This window comes from uncultured Solobacterium sp. (assembly GCF_963550625.1).
Taxonomy (GTDB): domain Bacteria; phylum Bacillota_I; class Bacilli_A; order Erysipelotrichales; family Erysipelotrichaceae; genus Bulleidia.
Genome location: NZ_CAUVCV010000002.1, coordinates 190733 through 217274 on the forward strand (window position 1 = coordinate 190733; position 26542 = coordinate 217274).

General features: G+C 34.8%; 34 protein-coding genes. 4 read left to right on the plus strand and 30 right to left on the minus strand.

Annotation, left to right across the window (positions count from 1 at the left end):
- Positions 1-57: 57 nt before the first annotated feature.
- From RYK16_RS02495 to RYK16_RS02570, 16 genes are all read right to left on the minus strand, one after another.
- Positions 58-381 carry an MG284/MPN403 family protein gene (locus RYK16_RS02495; RefSeq protein WP_314850538.1) on the minus strand — a complete coding sequence of 108 codons (324 nt, stop codon included), beginning with the start codon at positions 379-381 and terminating at the stop codon, positions 58-60.
- Between the two features lie 163 nt (positions 382-544).
- On the minus strand, positions 545-1072 hold the full coding sequence (hpf, locus tag RYK16_RS02500) for a ribosome hibernation-promoting factor, HPF/YfiA family (protein WP_314850540.1): 528 nt from the start codon (positions 1070-1072) through the stop codon (positions 545-547).
- A gap of 157 nt (positions 1073-1229) precedes the next feature.
- A complete protein-coding gene (locus RYK16_RS02505; RefSeq protein WP_314850542.1) occupies positions 1230-2708 on the minus strand; it encodes a DUF2779 domain-containing protein in 1479 nt (492 codons plus the stop codon).
- Positions 2709-2720: 12 nt separating this feature from the next.
- Positions 2721-3623, minus strand: coding sequence for an ROK family protein (locus RYK16_RS02510; protein WP_314850543.1), 903 nt, complete (start codon positions 3621-3623; stop codon positions 2721-2723).
- A gap of 117 nt (positions 3624-3740) precedes the next feature.
- Positions 3741-5075 carry a C1 family peptidase gene (locus RYK16_RS02515; RefSeq protein ID WP_314850544.1) on the minus strand — a complete coding sequence of 445 codons (1335 nt, stop codon included), beginning with the start codon at positions 5073-5075 and terminating at the stop codon, positions 3741-3743.
- A gap of 75 nt (positions 5076-5150) precedes the next feature.
- Complete coding sequence (locus RYK16_RS02520) at positions 5151-5561, minus strand: hypothetical protein (protein WP_314850545.1); 411 nt, start codon at positions 5559-5561, stop codon at positions 5151-5153.
- Between the two features lie 38 nt (positions 5562-5599).
- A complete protein-coding gene (locus RYK16_RS02525; RefSeq protein WP_314850546.1) occupies positions 5600-5953 on the minus strand; it encodes a hypothetical protein in 354 nt (117 codons plus the stop codon).
- A 68-nt stretch (positions 5954-6021) separates the two neighbouring features.
- The gene (locus tag RYK16_RS02530; protein WP_294206934.1) at positions 6022-6897 is read right to left on the minus strand and encodes a phosphoribosylaminoimidazolesuccinocarboxamide synthase; all 876 of its coding nucleotides are present in this window, start codon (positions 6895-6897) and stop codon (positions 6022-6024) included.
- Between the two features lie 72 nt (positions 6898-6969).
- Entirely contained in the window at positions 6970-7362 is a 393-nt protein-coding gene (locus RYK16_RS02535; protein WP_298664311.1) for a TM2 domain-containing protein, read from the minus strand.
- Positions 7363-7395: 33 nt separating this feature from the next.
- On the minus strand, positions 7396-8301 hold the full coding sequence (locus RYK16_RS02540) for a YegS/Rv2252/BmrU family lipid kinase (protein ID WP_314850548.1): 906 nt from the start codon (positions 8299-8301) through the stop codon (positions 7396-7398).
- A 76-nt stretch (positions 8302-8377) separates the two neighbouring features.
- Positions 8378-8752 carry a desulfoferrodoxin family protein gene (locus RYK16_RS02545; RefSeq protein ID WP_314850549.1) on the minus strand — a complete coding sequence of 125 codons (375 nt, stop codon included), beginning with the start codon at positions 8750-8752 and terminating at the stop codon, positions 8378-8380.
- A gap of 22 nt (positions 8753-8774) precedes the next feature.
- Positions 8775-9281, minus strand: a complete 507-nt coding sequence (locus RYK16_RS02550) for a ferritin (RefSeq protein WP_314110669.1) — start codon at positions 9279-9281, stop codon at positions 8775-8777.
- 100 nt (positions 9282-9381) lie between these two features.
- Positions 9382-9672, minus strand: coding sequence for a Dabb family protein (locus RYK16_RS02555; RefSeq protein WP_314850550.1), 291 nt, complete (start codon positions 9670-9672; stop codon positions 9382-9384).
- A gap of 6 nt (positions 9673-9678) precedes the next feature.
- Positions 9679-10494 carry a hypothetical protein gene (locus RYK16_RS02560; protein ID WP_314850551.1) on the minus strand — a complete coding sequence of 272 codons (816 nt, stop codon included), beginning with the start codon at positions 10492-10494 and terminating at the stop codon, positions 9679-9681.
- The gene (locus RYK16_RS02565) at positions 10488-11186 is read right to left on the minus strand and encodes an ABC transporter ATP-binding protein (protein ID WP_314850552.1); all 699 of its coding nucleotides are present in this window, start codon (positions 11184-11186) and stop codon (positions 10488-10490) included. The genes RYK16_RS02560 and RYK16_RS02565 overlap by 7 nt, the downstream gene beginning before the upstream one ends.
- Positions 11186-11548 (minus strand): GntR family transcriptional regulator, encoded by a 363-nt coding sequence (locus tag RYK16_RS02570; RefSeq protein ID WP_314850553.1) that lies wholly within the window; start codon positions 11546-11548, stop codon positions 11186-11188. The genes RYK16_RS02565 and RYK16_RS02570 overlap by 1 nt, the downstream gene beginning before the upstream one ends.
- A gap of 152 nt (positions 11549-11700) precedes the next feature.
- Between RYK16_RS02570 and RYK16_RS02575 the strand changes: the two genes are divergently transcribed.
- From RYK16_RS02575 to RYK16_RS02585, 3 genes are read left to right on the plus strand one after another with little or no spacing between them, the layout of a single operon-like run.
- Positions 11701-12174: a DUF2975 domain-containing protein gene (locus RYK16_RS02575; RefSeq protein WP_314850554.1), complete on the plus strand. Its 474-nt coding sequence runs from the start codon at positions 11701-11703 to the stop codon at positions 12172-12174.
- Between the two features lie 8 nt (positions 12175-12182).
- Positions 12183-12389 carry a helix-turn-helix transcriptional regulator gene (locus RYK16_RS02580; RefSeq protein WP_298664303.1) on the plus strand — a complete coding sequence of 69 codons (207 nt, stop codon included), beginning with the start codon at positions 12183-12185 and terminating at the stop codon, positions 12387-12389.
- Positions 12376-13608, plus strand: coding sequence for a DUF4153 domain-containing protein (locus RYK16_RS02585; RefSeq protein WP_314850557.1), 1233 nt, complete (start codon positions 12376-12378; stop codon positions 13606-13608). Before RYK16_RS02580 ends, RYK16_RS02585 begins: the two co-directional genes overlap by 14 nt.
- A gap of 34 nt (positions 13609-13642) precedes the next feature.
- On the opposite strand, the gene RYK16_RS02590 is transcribed toward RYK16_RS02585, so the two are convergent.
- From RYK16_RS02590 to RYK16_RS02610, 5 genes are read right to left on the minus strand one after another with little or no spacing between them, the layout of a single operon-like run.
- Positions 13643-14038: a heavy metal-associated domain-containing protein gene (locus RYK16_RS02590; protein WP_314850559.1), complete on the minus strand. Its 396-nt coding sequence runs from the start codon at positions 14036-14038 to the stop codon at positions 13643-13645.
- Positions 14039-14074: 36 nt separating this feature from the next.
- Positions 14075-14326, minus strand: coding sequence for a hypothetical protein (locus RYK16_RS02595; RefSeq protein WP_314850561.1), 252 nt, complete (start codon positions 14324-14326; stop codon positions 14075-14077).
- Positions 14327-14379: 53 nt separating this feature from the next.
- Positions 14380-16827 carry a ferrous iron transport protein B gene (gene feoB, locus RYK16_RS02600; protein ID WP_314850563.1) on the minus strand — a complete coding sequence of 816 codons (2448 nt, stop codon included), beginning with the start codon at positions 16825-16827 and terminating at the stop codon, positions 14380-14382.
- A 26-nt stretch (positions 16828-16853) separates the two neighbouring features.
- Positions 16854-17075 carry a ferrous iron transport protein A gene (locus tag RYK16_RS02605; RefSeq protein ID WP_294208433.1) on the minus strand — a complete coding sequence of 74 codons (222 nt, stop codon included), beginning with the start codon at positions 17073-17075 and terminating at the stop codon, positions 16854-16856.
- A 10-nt stretch (positions 17076-17085) separates the two neighbouring features.
- Complete coding sequence (locus RYK16_RS02610; protein ID WP_294020929.1) at positions 17086-17298, minus strand: FeoA family protein; 213 nt, start codon at positions 17296-17298, stop codon at positions 17086-17088.
- A gap of 218 nt (positions 17299-17516) precedes the next feature.
- On the opposite strand from RYK16_RS02610, the gene RYK16_RS02615 reads away from it, so the two are divergent.
- A complete protein-coding gene (locus RYK16_RS02615) occupies positions 17517-18410 on the plus strand; it encodes a DegV family protein (protein ID WP_314850565.1) in 894 nt (297 codons plus the stop codon).
- Between the two features lie 275 nt (positions 18411-18685).
- Here the strand turns inward: RYK16_RS02615 and RYK16_RS02620 are convergent, their stop codons facing one another.
- From RYK16_RS02620 to RYK16_RS02660, 9 genes are all read right to left on the minus strand, one after another.
- Positions 18686-19027, minus strand: a complete 342-nt coding sequence (locus RYK16_RS02620) for a hypothetical protein (protein WP_314850566.1) — start codon at positions 19025-19027, stop codon at positions 18686-18688.
- Positions 19028-19179: 152 nt separating this feature from the next.
- Positions 19180-19323, minus strand: a complete 144-nt coding sequence (locus RYK16_RS02625) for a hypothetical protein (RefSeq protein WP_314850568.1) — start codon at positions 19321-19323, stop codon at positions 19180-19182.
- 626 nt (positions 19324-19949) lie between these two features.
- The gene (locus tag RYK16_RS02630) at positions 19950-20387 is read right to left on the minus strand and encodes a hypothetical protein (protein ID WP_314850570.1); all 438 of its coding nucleotides are present in this window, start codon (positions 20385-20387) and stop codon (positions 19950-19952) included.
- Entirely contained in the window at positions 20380-21195 is an 816-nt protein-coding gene (locus RYK16_RS02635; protein ID WP_314850572.1) for a hypothetical protein, read from the minus strand. Before RYK16_RS02635 ends, RYK16_RS02630 begins: the two co-directional genes overlap by 8 nt.
- A 206-nt stretch (positions 21196-21401) precedes the next feature.
- Positions 21402-22016, minus strand: a complete 615-nt coding sequence (locus RYK16_RS02640; RefSeq protein ID WP_314850573.1) for a DUF4230 domain-containing protein — start codon at positions 22014-22016, stop codon at positions 21402-21404.
- Between the two features lie 2 nt (positions 22017-22018).
- On the minus strand, positions 22019-22441 hold the full coding sequence (locus RYK16_RS02645) for a MerR family transcriptional regulator (protein WP_314850576.1): 423 nt from the start codon (positions 22439-22441) through the stop codon (positions 22019-22021).
- A gap of 358 nt (positions 22442-22799) precedes the next feature.
- Complete coding sequence (locus RYK16_RS02650; protein WP_314850577.1) at positions 22800-24779, minus strand: FtsX-like permease family protein; 1980 nt, start codon at positions 24777-24779, stop codon at positions 22800-22802.
- Positions 24779-25540 (minus strand): ABC transporter ATP-binding protein, encoded by a 762-nt coding sequence (locus tag RYK16_RS02655; RefSeq protein ID WP_313983976.1) that lies wholly within the window; start codon positions 25538-25540, stop codon positions 24779-24781. The genes RYK16_RS02650 and RYK16_RS02655 overlap by 1 nt, the downstream gene beginning before the upstream one ends.
- A gap of 87 nt (positions 25541-25627) precedes the next feature.
- Positions 25628-26539 carry a sensor histidine kinase gene (locus RYK16_RS02660; RefSeq protein WP_314850579.1) on the minus strand — a complete coding sequence of 304 codons (912 nt, stop codon included), beginning with the start codon at positions 26537-26539 and terminating at the stop codon, positions 25628-25630.
- Between the last annotated feature and the right edge of the window lie 3 nt (positions 26540-26542).

Genomic DNA, 26542 nt, shown 5'->3' on the forward strand with positions numbered 1-26542 from the left:
TTTCCGCATGAATACAGTCTTTTTAACATCTATATCTGTAGTTCATTTTAACATTTTTCAAATATCTAGGCAACGAACGAATTCTTCAACTGCTTCTTTTTTTAATCGATAATACGATGATTTTGCATAGTAGTTACAGTACCAATTTCTTGGTGATTGGTCTAGAAAATCATGCTTAATAATGCATACGGTATCTGAAGAACAATTCTCCATTACATGTTCAATCATGTGTCCTATCCCTTTTTGAACATAGACAGCTGTTCTTTCATGAACTTCATGACTATCACCAATTAACTCTCGCGTTTTTTCCCGGCGATAGATTCTTCCTAAACTCTCTAATAGTTTAACTTTCTCATCGTATGGTAAACGTTGTAATTTCATGTAACATAGATCCCCTTAAATCTATATACACAGTATGAATGACTTTCCTACTACAGTGTTTAAAATTCCAGTATTACTATCCTTTTTATATCTTTATTCCAGTTTCTCTGTACTTTGTTTTCCTATAAAAAAGATCGGGATTTCTCCCGACCAATCAATCATATTATTTACTTACCTCTAGCAAGCCATATCCACCGCTAGAACGACGATATACAACAGATATCGTTTCTGTTTCATCATCTGTATAGATGTAGAAGTTATGTCCACTTAATTCCATCTTCATGATAGCTGTATCAAGGTCCATTTCTTCAGCGTTTACCGTCTTTGTCTTTACTGGAATAGAATTTTCTTCTTCCACAAGTTGTGAGTCAATAAACGCATTTGCAAGATGCTCACGATGCTTCTTATTTAGTCTAGTCTTCTGACGACGAATTTGGTCTTCTAACTTATCAATTGCTAAATCTACTGCTGCGTAGAAGTCATCATTTACAACTTCTGCTCTTAAAATACCTACACGTGATGGGATTGTAACTTCTACCTTCTGTGAGTTTGGATAAACTCTGGCAAGGACACGAGCAATCGTGTTTTCATCGATGAGTAAGTACTTATCTAAAGCTGATAATTTCTCCTCAATCTTTGTGCGCATTGCTGGTGTAACTTCAATATTCTTACCTACAATTTCAAATCTCATACAATACCTCCTGTACGTGCTTGAGATACACTCAAAACAACTATAATTGTTTTCAATGATACTCTTCGCACTTCTTGTATTTATGTCTATATTATACAACATAAATCAGATTATTTTTGTATTCGATGTGAATATTCCGTGATAAAAACTTCACCTTTTACAGTGAAGTTTTTTGAACCAATTCAAATAGCCATTTCAGTACAACTGTCATTGCATAGGTATCCATACCACAATATGCCTTTAAGTCAGCAATACTCTTTTCAATATCTTCATTATCAACGTTCTTATCTAGATTACGCCATTCAAATACAGCGTCCATGCCTTGTTGGATATCTAGATTGTGATAGCCAGGATCATCCATCATTGCCATGATAGTCTTTAATGACCACTGTCCCTTCATACGTGTATCGTAGACAACACCTGTTGAAAATGGCAACTGTAGATCTTCCATGCGTGCATTGATGTGTAACAAGTCTTCTGCGTATTCAGGATACATGTCTGCTAACTCTTGAATACGAAGTTTTTCTGCCCCTTCTGCGTTATAGGCAAGTACAGTACCTTCTTTTGGAATTGCACGAATTAAATGCTCTGCCATATCTTTACGATTATCGTGAATATTGAGATACACTTCATGTTCGATTCTACCATCTTCATGCATGATATGTAGAGAGTATTCAAATGGTAATACATCATACGGATGCATTCCCTCATATGGTGGAATCGCAAAACGTTCCCATTCAAAGTCAATACAGGTAATTGGATAATGAATATAACCAAGCCAGTTTGATAGAGCGTTGTAATCAACGTATTGACCACCATTACGGTCTGCTTGGATTTGGGCAAACTGTTGTGCGGAGCCTTCAATCCTTTCAGGATCTGCATCTCTTAGATATATTCTGCCTTCTTCATACATCTCTCGCTTATATCGAGAAGCTATCAGTGTCAGAATAGAATTATCTGGTAACTCTTTTTCCTGTGGAAAACAATCATCATAGTATAAACACTTCTGCCGTGTCATACATTGTGGTTTTCTGACAGGTTCTCCAACTGTTTCTAGATTGCACTTCTCCATCTGTTCTAGAAGATAATGCAAGTCATGCATATTATCGTAGATGGCCTCTTTCACATCTACAGTAGGATTATTCTTATCGTTATAGAAGGAAGAACTAACCACAAATAATTCGTGTGGATCAAGTTCTTTTTCTCTTCGATAGTTCTTATTGAGATGGATCATATAAATATCTTTGATTTTGATATTCAACTCTTCTAAAACCCATACGGTATCACAATAGAACTGCATATCATCCGCGTGTGGGAATAATCCAATATATAAGAAATATAAATCCCATCCATCATCATTTCGATGTAAAAATGGTGCTTTAATACGTAATTGTTTGTATTCAAAGCGTGCTTTGACAAGCCAGTCATATTCCTGCAAAGCATTCATGGCTAGGCTTGCGTCATCACCCTGCTTACCAAGAAAATGGTTAGTTACACCTAGCTTAGTACAAGCTAGCTCACTAACCTCTTCATCCAATCTTACAAATGGCTGAAACTTTCTCTTTTCCGCTTGCATTTCATTCGCAAACAAACGGGGACAGCGCGTATATTTCTTACAATCGGAAATATGAAACATAAAACTCCTTTATTAAATACCCTCACTCATCGGTAACATCGCCGCACCGATAATGCCAGGTTCATCTAGCATCGCAATTACAAATGGTGTGTTGTGCAAGGCTGTATGAGACATTGCTTTATAGTTCTCAATTACTGCAGGTAAGAACTTATCCGCAGATTTTGTCATACCACCACCAATTACAAAGACATCTGGGTCACATACACATGCGATTGTCGCAAACATTTGACCTAAATCCTTTGTGGCTTCTTCAACAATCTTGATGGCTCTTTCATCTCCTGCATCAGCTAAATCAAATACATTACCTGCATGCAAGATTTCCTTATCTTGAATCACTTCTTTCGCCTTACGTGTAATATGTGTACCACTAGCTTCATTTTCAACGGCACCTGCATTTAAGTTATTAAACTTTTCACGGTCACGGTCAATGATAATGTTCGCAATTTCACCGCCAAAACCATGTTTACCAGATACTGTTTTGCCATCAACAATTAATGCACCACCAATACCAGTAGAAATTGTTACATAGTAAACAACGCTCTTACCTTTACCAGCACCTACCAAAGCCTCTGCAAGTCCTGCTACGTTTGCGTCATTATCCACAAATGCAGGCATACCAAATTCCTTGGATAATTCATCCGCTAATGGATACCCAGTAAACCCCTTTAAGTTTGTGCTTAATACCATACTTCCAGACTTCTTATCAACTGGTCCTGGTACACCTACACCAATTGCAGAACAATCTTTCCAACCTGGAATCTCTCTCACCATTTCCTTAAGGTTAGACATGACCTTTGTTGGTCCTTCCATACCAAATGATGGGCCCTTTACTTGGGATAGCACTTCACCAAATTCTGTCACCTTCGCAACACGTACATTTGTACCACCTAAGTCAATTCCAATATATGTTTTCATACATCCTCCAAATCAAATAGAATTCATTATTTTCATTATACACTATGATTCGTCCAGTTCGGCATCACAATGAAAAAACCAGAAGATTTTCTTCTGGTCTAAATCAATTTTTTAAAACTAGTCAGCTAATGTACCAAACGGATCCCATGGTAAGAGTTCCTTTGGTTCTTCTAGTAATGCCTTTTGAGAAGCTTCAGATAAGTACTTCTTATGTACTGCTACAACATAGGTATATTCATCAAACCATGAATCAGAAGCAATGAAGTAACCCTTATTAGCAATCTTATCACCCCATGAGTTTTCAATCTTCCAACGAGTAGGCTTTTCATCTACAAGGTTTACACCTGTTAATACCATCGCATGGTTCATTGCGGATTCCTTATAGTCTAGCATCTCAGCTTTTGTCATATCCAGCTGCATATCTAATGTATTGGCATAATCATACTGTGCATTATCCCAAAGACCAGTATCACGGTCAGCATCCTTACCACAATCGCAACCAAACCATACTGGATAACCATCCTTCATCTGTGCAATCGCTGCAGCTTTGAGCTCATCCATAGGTACATTGAGAAGTTTCACCTGTTCTCCATCAACGACATTACCTAAGTACTTAACCGTATATGTCTTATGGAATGGCTTATCCTCTGTAGGTCCATGAATCACACTGATATAATCAGATAAATCAATTCCTAGGTTTGCGTAGAAGTCTAGTGGTTTTACATTGTACTCCGCATGGTAGTTACCATCTTTATCGTTGTATTCAAATGTAAATTCCTGTGGTGGTAGACCAAAACAAGACGCAATCAAGCCATAGATTTCTTTCAGTGCGACTTCCTTTAATGCTGGAATTTCATCCTTCTTACCTGCTTGTGCTAATTTACGGCTATCTACCGCAAACTTACGTAGACGACGATTCAAAATCGCATTCATCTTAGCTGTATGGGAACCTTGGTAAGTATCAGGCATCGCACTCTTAGGAGCAATACCATACTTCTTTACAAGACTGACCAACATATTCCATTGGCCACCGTCTCCTACAGCCCACTCTAATAAGAAACGCATATTATCACTTCCTACAGGACTATCAATTTCCTGTAGTGTGCATTCCATAAACCAGTTTGCTTTTTCGAGTTTGTCATAGAATGCGATGTAGTTTTGTGATAATTCAAACTCAGCCATATTGTATTTCTTTGCGATGAGTTCACGTAATACATTCATCGATGAGAAGATCCAACAACGACCAGACTGATATTGGTTTGTGACTGGCATTGTCTTTAAGTCAATTGAGAAGATATTTGGGTTATTTCTTTCCGCATCAAAGTTACGGCTAATTGTACCGATATCATTCTTCACTAAGGCATTACGAACAACTCTTGCCTTTTCATCCTTTAAATAATTCTCACGTAGTGTATCAATTTTCTGTAATGTTACAGGATTCATATTTGACATATAAATTACCTTCTTTCTATGTAGTATGTTATAACTAACTCACCTATTTTTCAATTGATAAACACTGGTAAACTCTTAGCTTTTCGCAGAAAACTCTTGTTTACAGTGTGGACAATGAATGACAATTTCTCCCTTACCTCTAGGAACACGTACAAGTTGATAGCAACGTTTACATACAAAGTACTTATACTCTTTATTCGTAACATTATTTCGAATCGCTTTAAACTTTCTTGTGATATAGCGATTTATATCTTGATACTTACGATTTTCAATGCTGCGCTTGGTGATATTTCTTGATATAAAGCGATACACAAATATACCAAAAATCACAAATGCAAGTAATGCTGGAATACTATTTTTTACAAATAACCCCAACACTAAAATAACTATCATCAATACAAGCAAATGTGTATTGAGACGGTCCATGCCATAACTTCTTCTTAGACGATATTGTAATTGTTCAATCAAACGATTTCTTCTTTTCATACATACTTCCTGTTCTAATGACAGGATTATAACACTTCCTACATACAATCGATACGATGGCGAAATACTTCTTCTAATAAAGTACGATAGTTTTGAAAACGTCTTTGTAGTGTCCGTAAGGACATATGATATTGGTATGCAATATCTTTCTGTCGTATTCCATCAATGTAGTACGACACAAACATATCCATTGCCATCTTTCCATGCACTACTTTCATGTAATGCATCATTTTCTCTACTTGTTCTACTTGTTTTAAAACAGCTTGGTATTGTTTCTGAACTGTTTCATCTGCTGATGATCGTTTCATCTTCATTTCAAGTGCTTGTTGTAGTTGTTTTTGTAGTGGATATGCTTTACATAAATCCCTAAAATAATCTTTCCTTCTACACATAATACCCTCCACTTTTTCTATACACTTTTATTTAAATCTTCCCATAGAAAAAGCTGAGTATTCCTCAGCTAGAAAGTAAGTTCTTTCCCTGTTAATAGATGGTACGCTTCCAAGTACTTCGCAATTGTCTTATCAATAACTTCCTGTGGTAAGCAGTAATCACTATTAGGGTTTTGTTTTAACCAGTCTCTAACAAACTGTTTATCGAAGGATGGTTGTCCCTTGCCTGGTGTGTAACCTTCGACTGGCCAGAAACGGCTAGAATCTGGTGTTAACATTTCATCTGCTAGTACAACTTCGCCATGTTCATCAAGACCGAATTCAAACTTTGTATCAGCGATGATTATCCCCTTTGTACGTGCATATTCAGCACACTTCTTATAAAGCGCAATTGTATAATCTCTTAACTTCTGTGCATACTCTTCACCACGCTCTGGGTATGCTTTCTTTAAGATTTCTACAGACTTTTCATAACTGATATTTTCATCATGTTCGCCAATCTCAGCTTTTGTGGATGGAGTATAAATTGGCTCAGGAAGTTGATCACATTCTTTTAAACCATCTGGCAATTTGATATTACATACCGTTTGGTCCTTTTGATAACTTACCCAACCAGAACCTGTAATATATCCTCTTACAATACACTCAATCGGCAACATCTCTAACTTCTTACACAACATTGATCTACCTGCAAATTTCTCGTTACGGAAAAATTCTGGCATTTTTTGTACATCTGTTGTAATCATATGATTTTTCACAATATCATTTGTCAGATCGAACCAGAAACGTGACATTTGTGTTAACACAATTCCTTTGTTTACTACCTGATTCTTTAAAATAACATCGAATGCAGAAATACGGTCGGTCGCTACCATAATCAAGGCATCATCAACGTCATAGATTTCACGTACTTTGCCTTCTTTGATTGGTGCATATTGTTTCATGATGTTCTCCTCCTTAATGAAACATGTTCATAAATACTTTAAATAGAAAAACGGCATTCAAAGAATACCGTCTTACATTTCGATACAGCCATTCTCATCGGCTGGCTTAGAAAGCGCAATGATGAACTTATAGATTCCATAAATTGCAGGGATACCTGTCCAGCAGAAAATAAGTGAAAGCATACCTGCACGCGTGTTACCTGCATAGAATTCTTGGGCACCAAAAACACCTAAGAAGAATGCAAGAAGAGCGTAAGTAGTCTTATTTACTCCACGAGAATTAGAGCGGTTATCAAAAACACTCTCAGCCTTCGTGATGATAATACTATCGTCATTGCGATAGATATTAACATAATCACCAATTCTTGGTGGGAAGTTAAAATACGCAATATCAAATTCTTCTAAGCTTCCATCAGCCTTACCAACGGATACTATACGATTTTCAATACGAACAATTTTATCCATATGAATGTCCTCCAACGTTCCTATTATACATTATCATGACTTACTTGTCATAATTGTCATTGATTTTGGATGAATTTCGACAGTAACTGTACGATGTTTACCACCATCTTCTCCATCCAGTGTCCATGCTGTATTTTCTTCACAGATAAACTCAATCTTATCGGTCTTGAATGCATGTACATATTTAGGATCAATATTGCCTGTCGCTACGCCAGTTAATACGTTATGTAATACTTCAAGATTATCTAAAGCAGCGACTAACAATACTTCAAACTTTCCATCATCTAGTGTGGAATCTTCATGAAATGGTAACTTAAAACCACCAACAGATGGTGAGTTAGAGATTGCACCAAATACAAACGTACCTTCCTCTTCAACTCCATCATGAATAAACTTCATCTTTGTATGATTGGTTAAACTAGCTGGAAGATTACTAAGTGCATTGAGTACATAGGCTCCATATCCTAGTATCTTCTTTGACTCACGGGATGTTTCGTAGCTTGTGGCGGTAAATGCCCCAAAAGCAGCTACGTAATTAAAGAATGTGCCATTAAAACAACCTACATCATAAGCGAATGGATTACCAAAAGCTATCGTACGACAATAGGATTCAATCGTTCCATTTTCATCAATCGCTTTACTGAAGTCGTTGGTTGTGCCACCTGGAATATAACCAATTGGTAAGTGAATATCCTGATGCATCATAATATTCACAACACGGTTTAGGGTTCCATCTCCTCCATAAACTACAATCGTTTTAAATTCAGAGGCATGGTTGATTAATATCTCTTCTGAACCTAAACCCTTATCTGGCATGATTGGAAACACAGTCACTTCGCAATCAAAAATTGTTAGGTTCTTAATAATATCAAAGACAATCTTTTCGATTGCGTTATTGCCTGCTTCAGGATTAAACAAGAACATGACTTTTTTCTTCATAACACCACCTACTTCATCTTTATTCTATCACTTTCATACAATGAAAAAAGGAGATTTCTCTCCTTTGTATGTTTGATTAAGCTTCTACCTTCCAAAGGCCGTGTAGGTTGCAGTATTCATAAGCTGCTACAACTTCATCACCTTCAGCTAATACAAAGTCAGCGATTGGCTGCTCTGTTGGCAATAAAGCCTTACGCTGTACACCCTGCTTTGTTTCTAAAGCGATAAACTGAATTGAATGTTCTTCTGTCATTGGGTGGATTACAGATCCAACAACTACATGAACCTTGTTACCATCAACTGTGATAACTGGTACGTGCTTTTCACCTGCAGCATCTGTTGAATTAGCTTTTAATTCAACCATTTCTCCGCCTTCAGATGTGAATGTTGTATCGTTACCTAATACTACTTCGATAATTTCTTTTGTTGTTCTGTTAATAAAAAATTTCATGTTCACTCTTTCCTCCTAATATTTATTGGGCTGATGATTTATAGGAACGTGATGCGAATTCATGATCCAATAAGTATAGGGCTTTAGGATCACTTCCAAATAATTCCATCTTTTGAATTAAGTCAGCAGCGTTCTTTTCTTCTTCTGCCTGTTCTGAGATAAACCAATCTAAGAACTGTGTTGTACGGTAATCGTTTACCTTGCTTGCTTCAGCATAGATTGCATTGATAGATGCTGTAATGGACTTCTCATGAGCATAAGCAGCCTTTAACACATCAATATCTTCTTTTGTCTTTGACTCTGGCTTAGCGATTGCTTCATAAGTTACCTTTTCATCATTGTCATGTAAATAAGCGATGAACTTTAATGCATGGTCCATTTCTTCTTTAGCCTGGATGTTATACCAGTTGGCGAAACCATCTAATCCCTTCTCAGTGAAATGATTTGCAAAATCTAGATATAAGTAAGCACTGTACATTTCTTTGTTAATCTGGTCGTTGATTAGTTTTGAAACTTTCTTCTCCATTATGAGTTCCTCCTATGACCGTAGTCACCTATAAGATAGTAGAATTATATTTCATTTTCAAGGAATATGCCCATTTTCTTAAAAAAGAGACTTAGAATTTCTTCTAAATCTCATAATCGATACAAGAACGTGCTTGAATTTTATCTTTTAATAAAGCTTTTAGCTTTAAATGTTCTGGGTGAATTTGATACGCATTTAATGCCTCAAAGGATACAAAGTCAAACACTAAGGCAAAATCATAATTTGTTGGATCTGCATCTGAATGATTACATACCACTTCACCACTTGACACTTCCTTTAAACTAGTAAGACTTCTAGCAAGAGTCACTGCTTCTTTCAAACTCTCCTCATGGTTTAAAGCTTGAAGCTTAAACATCACAATATGTCTTATCATATTTCATTACTCCAGATTGAGATGATAGTGCAAGATATATACGGTGGCCGCAAATAGCGCTACATTCATAATCAATGTATACAGTAATGTAACTGTTTGATAATTCATGCCATAGTAGAATGCGTTCATAATCGATACAGCACCAAATGTATATACAAGGATAGATGGAAGATTTAGTAACGATGGAATCACAACACCTAGAATAATAAATGTAGCGATACCAACAAGTAAGCGGTGTTCTGGAAATAAGTTACCCATCGCATAACATAGATAAATGAGTAATAAGAAACGGGATGCACTGAATAGATATGTTAAGCAAACCTGTAAGAACCCTAGGTCAAATATTGCTCGTAGTACACGCTCAATCCAATAGAAATCAATACTACGAATCACATCAATAAATTGACCTGAACCAATCAATACACCAAATAAGCAGATAATCTGTGCAAGCACGAATAGTACAACATAAATCAAATACGCAATGACTTTGCTTAGTACAAGCTGCCAAGTCGTAACTGGTAATGTATGCATCAAATATCCCTGTCCAGATAAAAGATTCTTATGAAAACGCTGTACAGAAGATCCAAAGATTAGAATGAAAGTCGAAAAGAATACACCGACTACCATTAAGACCAAAATAAACGAGAATGTAGATGAACTATCTGTGTAATATGGATTGTACATCATTCTCTCTGAGATGATCTGAATGTTTGAATTAATTGTCATACCTAGTACTAGTGACAATAAAAATTCAGCACCAATCAAGATTAGAAATAATTTATATGTTGATTTAAACTCAAAATGAATTAATTTAGCTAGCATGCGAATACCTCTCTGAATAATGCGTCTACTGACTTACCTTCTTTTTCACGAATCTCATCGACACTGCGATGGAATATAATTTCTCCATCACGAATAAAGATAGCTTCATCTAATACAGGTTCTACATCAGCGATTAAGTGTGTTGAAATAACAACCAATGCATTCTCACTATAGTTACCAATAATCGTACGTAAGATGTAATCTCTCGCCGCTGGATCAACACCACCAATTGGTTCATCTAAGAAATAAACCTTCGCTTCACGACTCATCGCAAGTACAAGCTGTACTTTTTCTTTATTACCCTTTGATAAATTCTTCAGTTTATCATTTAGCTGAATATGTAATTCCTCTAACATCTTTAATGCACGATCATAGCGGAAATCATCATAGAAACTCTTAAACATATCTAAAAGTTCACCAACATTCATCCATTCCAACAGATAATCCGCATCTGGTAGATAAGATACAACAGCCTTTGTTTCTATTCCTGGCTTTTTACCATCGATAAAGATTCCACCATCTGTTGGTGTCAATAAACCGTTAGCAAGCTTTAACATTGTTGTCTTACCACTACCGTTTGGTCCAAGTAAACCTACGATACGTCCAGACTCTAATGAAAGATCAACGTGGTTTAACGCTACTTTATTACCGTATTTCTTTGTTAAACCTTTGCATTCAAACATTACACTCATCATTCTTCTCCTTGCGTATTAATAAAACCAATCATGTCTTCTTTGGAATATCCTAGCTTTTTTAGTTTAGCGTAGTATCCCGCGGTTAGGCTTCTCGCCTCTTCATGCTTAATATTGTCAAGCATTGATCTATCTTCACTGACAAAACGTCCTGCTGTACGTTGTGTATATACAAGACCTGCTTGTTCCAATTCTGTCAGTGCTCTTTGCATTGTATTTGGATTCACTCCAGATTCTTCTGCTAATTCACGAACAGATGGTAACTTGGAACCAGCCGGATATACACCCGTCACAATTCTTCGTTTGATAATACTGACTAGTTGTGGATAAATCGCTTGATCATTTCTAAATTCCCAACTCATCGTTTCTCCTTCTGTATTACTGTCTTAATACACTATTATATTAATACAGTAATATATGCATGTCAACTATAATTATTTATTGTTTTTCGATAAATAATTATTGAATTACAGAAATATCTGTATTATGATACTTTCACAAGGAGGACTTGATTATGGAATCTAGTTCAAAACATATACGCAATAGCTTATTACTTACACGCATTTTGATATTACTCGTTGCACTTGTTGCCATGTATATCATTATCAATAGCGTTTCAATCGCAACAGAGTTTATAGATAGTAGAAACATTACATCAATTTCCACGCAGAATCAGATTATACTAGCCTGTGGTATTGGTTATGTAGGCTTTGTTGTATTACTTCGCCTGCTATACATCATCAATCAACTTCTCGTAAATATTTCTAAAGAGAATGTATTTATTATGGCGAATGTAAATCTATTAAGACATGCAAGTCTTTGTTGTTTGGCAGGAAGTGCTCTAGCCTTTATTCTTGCGGCGATATGGTCAAAGCTATTCTACAGTATCGTATTTGCGGCGATCTTCTTCGCTTTGATTATTCGTATTATTCAAAATATTTTCCAACAGGCAATTCGTATGAAAGACGAATTAGACCTGACGATATGAGGTGACATATGCCTATTAACGTAGACTTAAATGTCATTATGGCAAAACGTCATATCAGTGCTGGTGAACTCGCTGAAAAAATCGACATCACACCCGCAAATCTATCAATTCTAAAAAATGGTAAAGCCAAGGCAATCCGCTTCTCTACGCTAGAAGCGTTATGTAAAATCTTAGATTGCCAACCAGGAGATATACTGACTTATGAACCAGAATAAACAAGCTATGATTGATCGTGATACCCTCTTATTTTGTATCGCAATCGCAACCTATATATTTGGACATTTTTATGCATCACTTCTTGTTATTTACTTTGCTTTCGCAAAGCTAGCTGCTTTCTACATCGTCATTGTAGAAGCCAGTGCATACTTCATACACAAAGAACGTACGAAAGAATCTATTCTATGGGCGACTTTCTTATTATTCCAAGGAATACTTCTAGGATTTGATCGTTCTTTCGAATTTGAAAAATTGGCGTTTTTACACGCAACTGTAATCTACTATACACTATGTCGTTTTCAAAGGTTATCACTTCCAAACACAAGTGAAACTATCCTATTGGATTTCTTCCAAGGATGGATTATTCAACCATTCTCACATATATTTGCACGCATGATTCATGTCATCAAATATATACTGACACATATCCGTTCCAAACAAATCAAAACAATCTTATTTAGTATCATTATTTTGATTCCACTGGTACTTTTCGCATTAGGACAATTATCCGCAATCGATCAAAACTTTTCAACTCTAACAAACAGTCTATTTAGATTCATTTTTCATGAATTAATTTCGATGAATTTCTACCGTATCATTTGGAGTATTCCAGTTGGTGCATATCTATTTGGTCTGATCAGTAGTTGCATCCTTAGCGAGAAACCATTTATATCCTACGATGGTTGTAGAGAGTTCTTCCTAAAGAAAAAAGTGATTCCACTGATCTCTATTCGCATTACAACTGTTGTATTACTTGCGCTATACCTTGCATTCTTTATCTTCCAACTATCAGACCTACCAACCGTATTAGCTGCACCTACTGCACAAAGTTCTTGCGAATATGCAGTAAGAGGATTCTGGAACTTCTTTAGAATCATGGGATTAAACATCGTACTGATCTTAGCTCTAAACTTCCTAATCAGAAAAGAAGATACAAACAGCACTAAGATTGATACATATATCTTGTTATTTACAACTATCTGTTTCAACTTGCTTGCATGTTTAAAACTTGGACTATATTTCTTTACCTACGGTTATACAGAGAGAAGAGTGATTGCCCTATGGTTACTTGTAGCTATCTTCATTTCTCTTATTTTAATGATTATTCGTATGCATAAAAAGTTTAATCTAATCCAGTTTATAACAGCAACATTTGTTACAAGTTATATCCTCTTCCTATACATACTTCCTCTCTTTTATCCAACATCATTGATGTAAAAAGTGGTCACTTCATTACGAAGTAACCACTTTTCTATTTAATCCAATCAATATGTAATACTGTGTATTCACCTAAATCATTGACTACTTTACGTAATACCGCTTCATCTAGTTTAGACTTCATATGAACGTGTGCCTTCTTTAAATCAGAGTCAACAACTGCATATACACCTTCTAGTGTATTTAATGCATTTTCAACTTTTGAAGCACAATGTCCACAAGTCATTCCATCCACAGTCAGAACTGCTTCAACTGGATAATGTGCAAGGTTCTTATCTGTAACTTCCACATCTGTGTGACAGCCGCATCCACCACCACAACCACAAGATCCTCCAGATGAACAACAACCAGATGTTCCTCTTTTAATTGCAGAGCGAATCGCAAATCCAATGATGATGGCAACAATACCACCTACTACTAATGTACCCATACTGCCTTCTTTCTAATTTTAGTTTATTGAAACTGGTTAATGTAGTTCTACTGCACTATACGTCTTCCCTATTTCTTTTCCCTTTTCGCAAAGGTATACAATACCATAGTGCTCTTTGTTGAGATATCCTTCATGTGCTAGCTTTGTTAACATCGCACAGACACTTGGTCTAGAAACATTTAATTCTTTTGCAAGTGCTACACTACGTACACCTCTACCACTTGGATCTAAGCGAAGTAATGTAACGAGGTACTTAATCTTCGCTGCTGTTAATTCGTGTATAGACATATTCATACACCTTTCTAAATAAGGTACAGGTCATCCCTGCACCTTATGATTTATTATTTATCGTCTTTTGCTGCTGGACGAACAAGTCCCCAGATAATAGCCGCCAGACATACAATCGCAACGACTAATCCGATAGGATTTACATTACCTGTAATTGCAGAACCTACCTGGTAGATAATCAGAGCAATCACATAAGCGAGACCACACTGGTAAGCAATTGCAAACCATGTCCACTTACCATTATTCATCTCACGACGGATAGCACCGATTGCCGCAAAGCAAGGAGCGCATAGTAAGTTAAATGCTAGGAATGAGTAACCTGCAACTGGATTATTGTTGAAGGCATTTGCCATAGATTTAAAGATCTGCCATCCATTTTCTGCAACTTCACCAGCACCATAGAGAACACCCATTGTACCTACAACGTTTTCCTTCGCAACTAAACCAGTAATAGAAGCTACAGCTGCACGCCAATCTCCCCAACCTAAAGGTATGAAGATAAACTTGATTGCATTACCAATGACTGCAAGCATAGATTCAGACTGTTCTACAGCACCAAATCCATTCTCTGTAAAGCCATAACTCTGCATGAACCATACAAATACAGTCGCAAGTAAGATGATTGTTCCTGCCTTCTTAACGAAGGAAGAACCACGCTCCCACATAGAATGTAAGATATTAGATGGAGTTGGCCAGTGATATGCAGGCAATTCCATTACGAATGGTGCAGGATCACCAGCAAACATCTTTGTCTTCTTTAATGTAATACCTGAAATAACGATAGCCGCAATACCTAAGAAGTAAGCACTTGTCGCTACTAATCCAGACTTCTGGAAGAAAGCACCAGCGATTAAAGCGATAACTGGTAACTTCGCAGAACATGGAATAAATGTTGTAGTCATAACTGTCATACGACGGTCACGCTCATTCTCGATTGTACGTGAAGCCATGACACCCGGAACTCCACAACCTGTACCAATTAACATTGGGATAAAACTCTTACCAGATAAGCCAAACTTACGGAATACACGGTCCATAACAAACGCAATACGTGCCATATAACCGCAACCTTCCAAGAATGCTAGGAAGAAGAATAATACTAACATCTGAGGTAAGAAACCAAGAACCGCACCTACACCAGCAACAATACCATTTAGTATAAGACTCTGTAACCAATCAGCAACTTCAATAGACTTCAAGAAGTTACCAATGACTGTTGGTAAGCCATCTTGCCATGGACCATATGTAGCTGCTTCAGGTTCTTCTTCTGCAGAATAGATTTCATAATCGGAGTAAGTAACTTCACGAGTTTCCTCTACATCACCTTCGTCATTATGAATATCAGCTGAAACAACCAAGTTCTCTAACTGTTCTTGCTTTAGAACTGTAATTTCTGTTTCACCTTCACTATTTTCACTAGAAGAGATATAACCCTTTTCAATCGCTTCATCGATGAATGATTGTTTTGCTTCTTGATCTGCTTTATATGTACCAGAATCTTCATCATATTCTGCACGTCCTAAGCCAAACCAGAACCAACCATCACCGAATAAACCATCATTTACCCAGTCAGTAGCACCTGTACCAAATGTTTGAATTGATACGAAGTATACGATAAACATAACTGCCGCAAAGATAGGTAAACCTAACCAACGGTTTGTAACGATGTTATCGATCTTATCAGAAACACTGAGCTTACCAGCATTCTGTTTTGTATAGATACCGTTTAGTGTTTCTGTAATAAATGAGTAACGAGCATTTGTGATGATAGATTCGGCATCATCATCCAACTCCTTCTCTACTGCAGAAACAATTTTCTCTACTTCAGCCATCTGGCTCTCACTGAGATTCAATCTTGCAAGTACTTTTTCGTCTCTTTCAAATACTTTGATTGCATACCAACGCTTTTGATCTGCAGATACATCCGTTAATACAGAATCTGTAATCTTAGAAAGAGCTGCTTCAATCTTATCTTCATACTTATGAATTGCTGTTGCTGACTTTGCTTCTGCAGCTGCAATTGCAGCTTCTGCTGCTTCCATAATACCTGTTTCTTTTAATGCAGAAATTTCAACAACCTTACAACCTAACTTCTCACTTAAGGCAGCGATATCAATCTTATCATCAGCCTTCTTTACAAGGTCCATCATATTTACAGCTACTACAACTGGAACTCCAATTTCAAGTAACTGTGTTGTTAGATATAAGTTACGCTCTAAGTTTGTACCATCTACGATATTTAAAATCGCATCAGGATGTTCACCAATCAAATAGTTACGAGATACAACTTCCTCTAATGTATATGGTGAAAGAGAATAAATACCAGGTAAGTCCTCAATAATCACATCAGGATGTTTCTTGAGTTTACCCTCTTTCTTTTCTACTGTTACGCCTGGCCAGTTACCTACATACTGATTAGAACCAGTCAAGGCATTAAATAAAGTTGTTTTACCACTATTTGGATTACCCGCTAAAGCAATCTTTAATCTTTCGTTTGCCATACTAATTTTCTCCCTTAATCTATGAATTACTCAACTTCAATCATTGCAGCATCATCCTTACGAATGGATAATTCATAGCCTCTTACAGTTACTTCAATTGGATCACCTAGTGGAGCTACCTTACGAACGTAAACTTCAACTCCTTTAGTGATGCCCATATCCATGATTCTACGCTTTACAGCACCTTCACCATGGAGCTTGACAACCTTTGCAGTACCGCCAATCGCAACTTCCTTTAATGTATTCATTCTATCCTCCCTATATCATGACTTTCATAGCCATTTCTTTCCCAATTGCAATACGTGTTTCTTTCACATTTACAATGAGATTTCCACCGACTTCTGAGACAACTGTAGCAGATCCACCAACAACAAAACCGAGATCTGCTAAGTGTTGTTTCACTTCTGCACTTCCCCCGATTTTAACAATTTTATACTCTTGACCGATTACTCCTAAAGCTAATGGTATCATCGTTTGCCTCCTTATATAAATGAACAAAAGTTAGAGGGCTCTAACTAATGTTAGTTTAGACTCACTAACTAACATTGTCAATATTTTCTGTAATCCAAACAATAAATTTTCATTATTTTATATTGTGAAAATTTCACGACATTTTCTTTATTTTGTCTTAAATCAATAGACAAATATCTTTAATTCTTTATAATACTTTTATGATACTTGGAGGTTTTATGAATAAATATGTAATCGCAACATCCTCTACTGCGGATTTGCCAGCAGAGTACCTAAAAGAACACAATATCCCCTTTATCTCATATACATATACGATTGATGATAAAGTTTATATCGATGATTGCACGGAAGAAAGTCGTAATTTCTTAATGACTTCCATGCGTGCAGGTAAACAACCAAATACATCTCAAATCACAGAATATGCATACTATGAATTCTTAAAAGAACTTCTTGAAGCAGGTAATGATGTTCTATTCGTTGATATGACACGCGCATTATCAGCCTCTATCAATAACGCTGAGCGCGCAATTCAGACTTTAAGCGAAGAATACCCTGATCGTAAGATTAATCTCTTAGATAGCTATTGCGTTACAGGTGGTCTAGCACTTTTCTTAAAACAATTAGTAAAACGTCATGAAGAAGGATGGGATTATGATCAAGTTATGGAATGGGGAAATGCACATAAACTTGAATACATTCACCGTTTCATGGTAGAAGACCTACAGTGGTTAAGACGTGGCGGAAGATTATCCAACGCATCTGCCCTGCTTGGAACAATTCTATCCATTAAGCCATTAATCTATATTCCAGATAGCGGAAAGCTTGTTTCCTTTAAACAAGTACGCGGTAGAAAGAAAGCACTACGTTCATTAATTGAATCCTGTGCAGAAGACATGGCAGACTATACAAAGGATGAAGAAATCGCAATTATCCATGCAGATGCATACGACGATGCAGTTGCATTCCGTAATGACTTGATTGAAACATACCCACAGTTTAAGGATACAAAGATTTCTATCATGCAGTTAGGACCTGTTATTGGAAGCCATGTAGGTCCAGTCTTCATGGCTATCACATACCACGGCAAACACAGACTAAATATCGAAAAGTAAAAAACTCGGTTAAAATTCCGAGTTTTATTGTTATGATTAGAAACAAAAAAAGTTGTAACAATATACCAACACTCGAAAAAAATAAAAGCAACCGTAGGTCTAAGCGGTAAACGCTTCGCAGACCATGACTGCTTTTCGTTTATTATATAGCATATAAACAAGCAAAATACAATCCATCAAGAGAAGTCTTTCTATAAAGTTTCAAAATTAGGAAAACAAGTCTGTTGTAGCCCAGCATAAATTTCGATACTCGCAGAATCACCGCCAATTAAGATTTATTCTTCATCTTCATCTTCCTCCTCCTCAAAAAAAACTTTTATATCATCAATTAACCAGATTCCTTCTGGTACTTCGCCATGTTTATTCACATAGTCTAATAAACACGTACTATCTTTGAACCTGTGCGCAATCATCTCTTGTTCTGTATTAAATTTTATTTCAATATCTTTGCGGTCATTGGTAATTGTTAAATTTTCAAAGTTATATGTATATATATTGCCTGCAACTTTACCAGCTTTTATATAACATTCTTGACAGTAGAATATATCAAAACTTTTTAATCTCTTTAATTGTGAATGGATGTGTTTCAATGTTTCATCATTTAAATTTTTTTTCATGATCTTCTATCCTTTCCATGACTTAATTATAAAAATAAAATACATATATATTTTCTCCATAATCATTCATTGTAGCCTAGCAAAAATTTGATGGTGCTAAAACATATGAGAAAAGCCCCCCACTTCGGCAAGAAATCTTTTCTATATAATTTCTATTTAATAATATAACCTGCTTTTTTGAGCATTTCCTTTTCTTCTTTTGTAGGACGATGTATTACAATAGGTAATGTCAGTCTATGAACATAACAATCCCATGCTCTTTTTCGCTCAGTTTTCGTGTGTTTTTTCTTGTTCATAATTCAACTCCCACAATACAATATACCTTTTTTGTTCAAACAGTAGTCGGACCTAAGTGTTTTTGTTAACAAGTAACTCAATTTGACTTTTAAACTTTGAATATTTAATAACTTCTTGGTAATAAAAAAGTTATCTCTCTTCATTCCAAAAAACACTCTCATCATTAGTTCATATTTTATCTATCATGCTATACAAAAAATACGCCAGGTTTCAAAACAGCAAAATAATTGAGGGTTTTATTAACCAATTATATTCATTTAAGAAGCTAAATTAGTAGTTTATTGTAAATACAATTATTAATACTATAATTACTATCATGAATGTAGAGACGGAAGAAATCGCTATGTGACCGTGAGTCTTGTAAATCAAGCAGATACCTGGATGTGGCGTACCAGTACATTCGAAGCATTTTATCTTAGGTGATAGCAATAGTACTATCATCTTTTATTAATTTGAATGATTTAATTATGAATAAAATTATGTAATTTGTAATATTTAAAAAATCAACATGATATATAAGTCGTAAGCATAAAAAGCGAAATACTAAGCGCAGACCCATTTAACGGTCCACACGTAGTATTTCACCACTACTATAATAACACTTCAAAAACGAAAACAACTAACTTTATTTTTGATTAAAGAATTGCTCAACCTCACGCCACCAGTCACCGTCCTGAGGGATACGATTATCTTTCGAAATTTTCACTTCATAGCGTCCATGATTATCTTCTACATCAATTGATTTTCCATATTTAAATTCATAATTATCTATACAAGTAATATTATAGGTACCTTCATTTTTAAATTCATCAGGAATTAATAAAGAAAAACTATCAGTACTTATATCTTCTACTTCAAGAATCTCAGTACCTTCCCCAATGGTCACAACCACTTTGGTAAGAATATTGCCTGTATCATTAATTACTGTTAGATACAATTCTTCTTCCTTCTTCTTTTCTGCCTCTTGATTTGTTGCAGTATCTTTTTTCTTACAACCTAAAACAGGAAGGATAAATACTACCAAAACAAATATGACAGTAGCTCTACGAAATAATTTATTCATGATCACTAACTCCGTCTGCAATCATCTCTATTTTATTTTTAGCAGAAGTTGCAACTTGTTTAACAGTATTACCACTAACCTTGATACTTTCTTTCAATACATAAGTTGTTCCTCGTCCGAAATTCTTAGTAAATTCTATAAATGGTGGTTCAGCCATCATATATATCAATAACCCTAAAAATGATGTAATTACATATACAAACCCCCACAATCCCATCGCGGTATTGAGAGTAGCAATTTTAATCATCGCAACAAGCATGATAACAACAAATGAAAGTGCACTTATCCTTTTCATACCACCATACATTAGAATAATTGAAATGATAAGCAGGTATTGTGTATTTATCTTAACTGAAATAAAAGGTACAGTTATTTCCGCCAAGAAAATTTGAACAAAAGAGGCAAATAACGCAATTAATAATACTGCAGAAATACCGTCTATTATTCCAAACTTAATTTTGATTCCACTTCCATAACTATGATTTAATTTAAAACGGAAAAAATATGCACCATATATAAATACTGCATATATTGCTGACAGTAGATCTGGACTAATTTTAACAGCCGTAATGCCATTTCTCCATCTAATCAATGATAAGAAAACCGGAAATGCCAAAAGAATAAATGAAACTATCAAATTCTTTGTTTTTCCATTCACTTGTTCGACTACAAATACCTCTGAATTATATTCATTTTTAAACTGCTTTCTTGCAATTTGTTCTGCTTCATTCTTATTTTTAGCAGATATCGAATATACTTTGGAAATCTGCTCTTCTACATTTCCCTTTGTCTCTACTAAGTATTCCATACTTTAGTCCCCTCACTTTTAATATCATACAATAGTTTACTTAAATTGAAATGTAACAAAAGTCACAATATGACAAATAAGTAAATATCAAAAGTAATAATGCTCAATCTCGCATACTATAAATCAAATAATAATCATTAAAATTAAAGAGGATTTTTCTAAATTACTAGATTAAAAATCCTCTTTATCTATTTTTATATGAATAATTACTTCCAGTTAATAATGATTTCGTATTCTGATTGTTGTGTATTGCTTAGCAACATCTTCACTTGACTCTTAACAACTTCTTCCATGCGTACTTTTGCCTTATCAAGTAATCCATTCTTGATTGCAAGTTCCTCAGCTTTAGTGGTTTCATTAGCTTGGAAATTCTTTACATCATTTACAGTAATTTGATTGATTGGATTAAAGCTTTGATCATAAACTTCAATACTGTTTACATCGATATATGTATCTAACACTTCAACATTTGGCAAATCTACGATTACCTTTTTCTCTGTTTGATTAACTTCAATATTAATTTCAGAGATATCCTTGATGCCTGCTTTACATACACCACTGTAAGTCATCAAGAATGACTTATCTGTAAACGGAATAGAGATCCCAAACGCAGACATGTTATCTTGGCTAAACTTTCCAACATTCGTAAAGTTATACTCCTCTACTGCTAATTGACCAATCTCTTTAAATGAATTTTTGATTTCTGTAGATGTTATTGTAATCTTTCCATCTCGTGGTGAAAGTACAATTTTGTATCCTAGTACAAGTACTAAGATCGTTAATACAGATACGATGATTTTTGTGATTAAACCCTTTGCCATAATTATTCCCCCTGTTTTATTTCCTGAAGTAATATCTCCAGGTTCTCTTTTTGTATCTTAATTTTATCGAGTTCTTTTGTCAATCTGACATTTGCTTTCTGTAATTGTTTGTATGCATGCTCTTTTGAATCACTAAGAATTTCGCGAATTTCTCTTAATAATAGCCCAGCATTTTTATACATTTGAATCTGCTGCAATTTATGGATTGCATTCTTATCATACATTTTTGTATGTTGCGAACCAATTCTTCTCTTTGGTAATAGCAGACCAATCTTATCGTAATAAAACAATGTTTTACGGCTGATATTCGCAATTTTACATACTTCATTTACAGATAACACTTTTTCTTGGCTTTCTACAATTTCAACTGTAGTACTGTTCCCTAAGGGAACAGTCAATACCATTTCATCTATTTTGTTGTGCACAATTTAATCCTCCTGCACACAACACCCTGTTTTTCTCGCGAGGGTAAATTACGATAATTTAGGTATATATTCTACTTATGAAAGTTAGAAATCCTATAAGACTTCAGAAACTTTTAATTACTGCAATTAATGCATTCAAACCGAAACACATAAGATTGTTAATTACTTAATTCTTCTCAACATATCTTTGATGTTTCTCCTTGTTAATATCAAATAAAGTTCTCCTTTCTACATTTCATATTGTATGAATATTGCTATACAAAAAATACGCCAGTAACCATAAATAAAAACCGATCATACGATCGGCTACTTTGATACGAACTGTACTTATTTTATGTAAATGTACTGTTATAACTAACTAATGAACAATGCGATAATATGCTCTTGATGTAAGACGGAATATCACAAAATAAACAATGGAGAAGATTCCGATTACCGCAAATAACATCTGTGCATACTCCATATAGGAATTTACCGCAAATAAACCGAGTAATTGAGAAACTATCTTTGAAGCTACTAGGCTATGTAAGGCAGCGATTGCTAGTGGTGCTAAAAACAGCCATAAAACTTGTGAATTACTTGTTTGGTGAATTAATTGATCTGGTAATCCAACTTTCTTCATAATCTGGAATTTATCACGATCTTCATATCCTTCATTGATTTGCTTGTAATAGGTAATCAACACAGTACCAACAATGAAGATTATACCAATTAATACACCCAAGAATAGGAATCCACCGTTTAACTCATACGCTTTTTTGATAGTTTCCTCTCTCGTTTCAAAATCGAATGAGTTTTCTTTTGCGTATGTTGACTGTGTTGCAAAATACTTTACTTTATCAACTACATTCGCTTTAAGATTCCAATTTAAACTCGCTGTTATATTTGGTGCGTAATATTCACCATTATCAAAATTCTTTATTTGGAGAACTTCCCCAATTTTTTTCATAACCGCAAAATCTTTTGCGATGATTCCATAACTTTCTACTGCATATGTTGAAGGAATAAAATTTGGAACTTTATGAATCGTATATGTAATATCCCCAATTTTAATCTCATCTAAATCAAGGATATTTTTTTGATTTGCACACATTAATATTTCATTATCTTTTAAAACAATTTGTTGATGTGTACGTTTGTTATAACTTGCAAGGTCACGAACAATCATAAAATATGGTCTTTGTGCTTGTCCTGATTTTACAACAGTTAATTCATTCCCTACACGATTTGCTGCTGTTTCGTATCCATAAGAAATATAATCATCCTCAATGCCATTAGAAACTTCTAGACCTTGATTAGCTGCAGTATATAAAATATGCTCAATTTCATCTTTGTTTTCTGTAGTAACGATTTCATCTGAGGATAATGAATAGTCGCGTGGCATTACATAATCTACCGTTTTTTGGATTGTCGAGTAAATTGCGGCAGTTACAGATAATGTAATTAATACACCAGTGCTAAGAATAGATACACTTGCTAATGATACTGCGTTTGCCTTCATACGATAGAGCAGTCCACTAACACTTAGAAAATGTGTTGGCTTATAGTAATATTTTTCATTCCCTCTTTGTAGTTTTAAGATAAAAATTGAGAATGATATGTATAAAAGATATGTTCCTAATAGAACTAATAATGCGGCAGAGAAAAAATAGACTAATGAGCTTAATATTCCTTGAACCGTTAAGGCAATTACATATCCTGCTCCAAGTAAAATAAAGCCTAATAATAAGAATAGATATCTATTTTTTGGTTCACCCTCACCTTTATGTTGATTTCCTAGAAGTTCTACAGGAGTCGCAAGATAGATCTTAATATTATTTCTGATAAGAGTAATCACAAATAATATGAAAGCTAATACCGCTGTCGATAAACTGGCCGTCTTACTAAACGGAAAATCCATTAAGCTACCTGCTGTATCTTTCAGCAGATAATTCAATGCAATAAAAGTAACTTTACCAAAAATATATCCACCGATAATGCCAATAATAAGTGTACAAATGAACAATGCAAAATATTCAATGAATAGAATTTTACGAATATGTTTCTTTTCTAGACCAAGAATTCCATATAATGCAAATTCCTTGTTTCTACGTTTCATTAAGAAACCATTTGCATACATGACAAAGATAAACGTAAAGATAGCAACTATCACGACACCAAATTGAATAACAGATGGCAAATCCGCATGTCGCGTCAAAACATATTGATTTGATAAGAGTGATACCATGATATTAAACAACAGAAACATAATTCCAATTGATAATACAAATGGTATTTCAAGCAATCTATTTGCATGCAGGTTACGTTTTGCAAACCCAAATGCCATTCCCCACTTCATTAGTCTTCACCTCTTTTTGAAAGAACTAACTGCGCTTGATGAATACGTTCCATGAAGTTTGCTTGGTTCTCATTTGTACCTCGATACAATTCATGATAAACAATACCATCTTTAATAAATAAGACTCTTTTCGCATAAGAAGCTGCACGAAGTGAATGTGTAACCATCAAAATGGTTTGACCATTTCGATTAATACTATCAAATAGATTTAGAATCATTTCGGATGAAGCAGAATCTAAAGCACCTGTTGGTTCATCCGCCAACAACAATGATGGTTTTGTAATCACTGCTCTTGCGATAGCTACTCTTTGTTTTTGACCACCAGAAATTTCATAAGGATATTTATTTAACAATTCTTTGATTCCAAGACGATCCTGCATATTGGATAGTCTATCCTTCATCTCTTTTACCGGAACCTCAGAAAGGACAAGTGGAAGAAAGATATTATCCTGATTGGTAAATTGATCTAGTAAATTAAAATCTTGAAATACGAATCCAAGTTCAGTTCTTCTAAAGCTTGCAATTTCTGAATCTTTTAAATTACTGATATTTTTCCCATTCAATAAGATATTTCCTGACGTTGGTTTATCTAGTGTCGCAATCAAGTTTAAAAGTGTTGTTTTTCCTGCGCCAGATTCTCCCATAATCGATATAAATTCTCCCTGCTGTACAGAGAAGTGAATACCACTTAAGGCTTCTGTTTTAATATTTTTTGTTTGATATATTTTCTTAATATCTGTAAGTTCCAATACTGTTGTCATATTTGAAATCTCCTTTTGTATAGTCTTATTTTATAGTCGCAAAAGACTACTAGCATTTATCAAACATGACAAATCATGCCTGTATTCTTACATTTTTGTAAGGTTAGTAGGAAATACCAATCGAAAGACACTACCTTTCGATAGTTTTGATTCTACCTCGATTTGAATATTTAATCTTTCTGAAATCTTTCTAGCAAGATATAATCCTAACCCACTGGACTTCTCATTCATTCGACCATTAAAACCTGAATATCCACGATCAAATATCTTTGGAATATCTTCACTGCGTATGCCGATTCCGGTATCTCTGATTTCTAATGCATGTTTATCTTCAAGATATTGAATCGTTATCTTTCCATTTTCTGTATACTTCAATGCATTCGATAAAATTTGTTCGATAAGAATCGTAAGCCACTGACTATCACTAACTACATATGTTAAATTACTTTGATATTCTAGAGAAATATGATTATGAATAAACAACAATGAATATTTCTTCAATAGATTCTTGATAATATCATCTAGATTCACCTGTGTAATATCCATATCAGTAGAATAATCAATCATCTTTAGATAATTCATTGCCATATTGATATATTGTTCTATATACATTAACTGCATTTTTAATTTCGTATTTGTAGTTTCATCAGGTTTTTCTAACAGAAGTTTACTAACAGTCATAGGAGTTTTAATTTGATGTAGCCACATTAAAAAATATGCATTCAAATCATCCTTCTGGTTTAACATTTCACTTTTCAAATTTTTATTTTCATTTAATAGTCTTTCATTATCATCCTTAACATCACTTAATTTTTGATACTGAAACCAATGTACAATTAAATAATTGAATAATATAAATCCCAATATCTCTATTCCTAGAAATACATATTCTATCTCTAGTGTCGCTAGTACAGAAATAGTGATAAATACGATACAGACAAGAAGATATCCAAATAGGATGACACTTTGGCTTTTCATATAATCCAAGATTAATTTCATCGT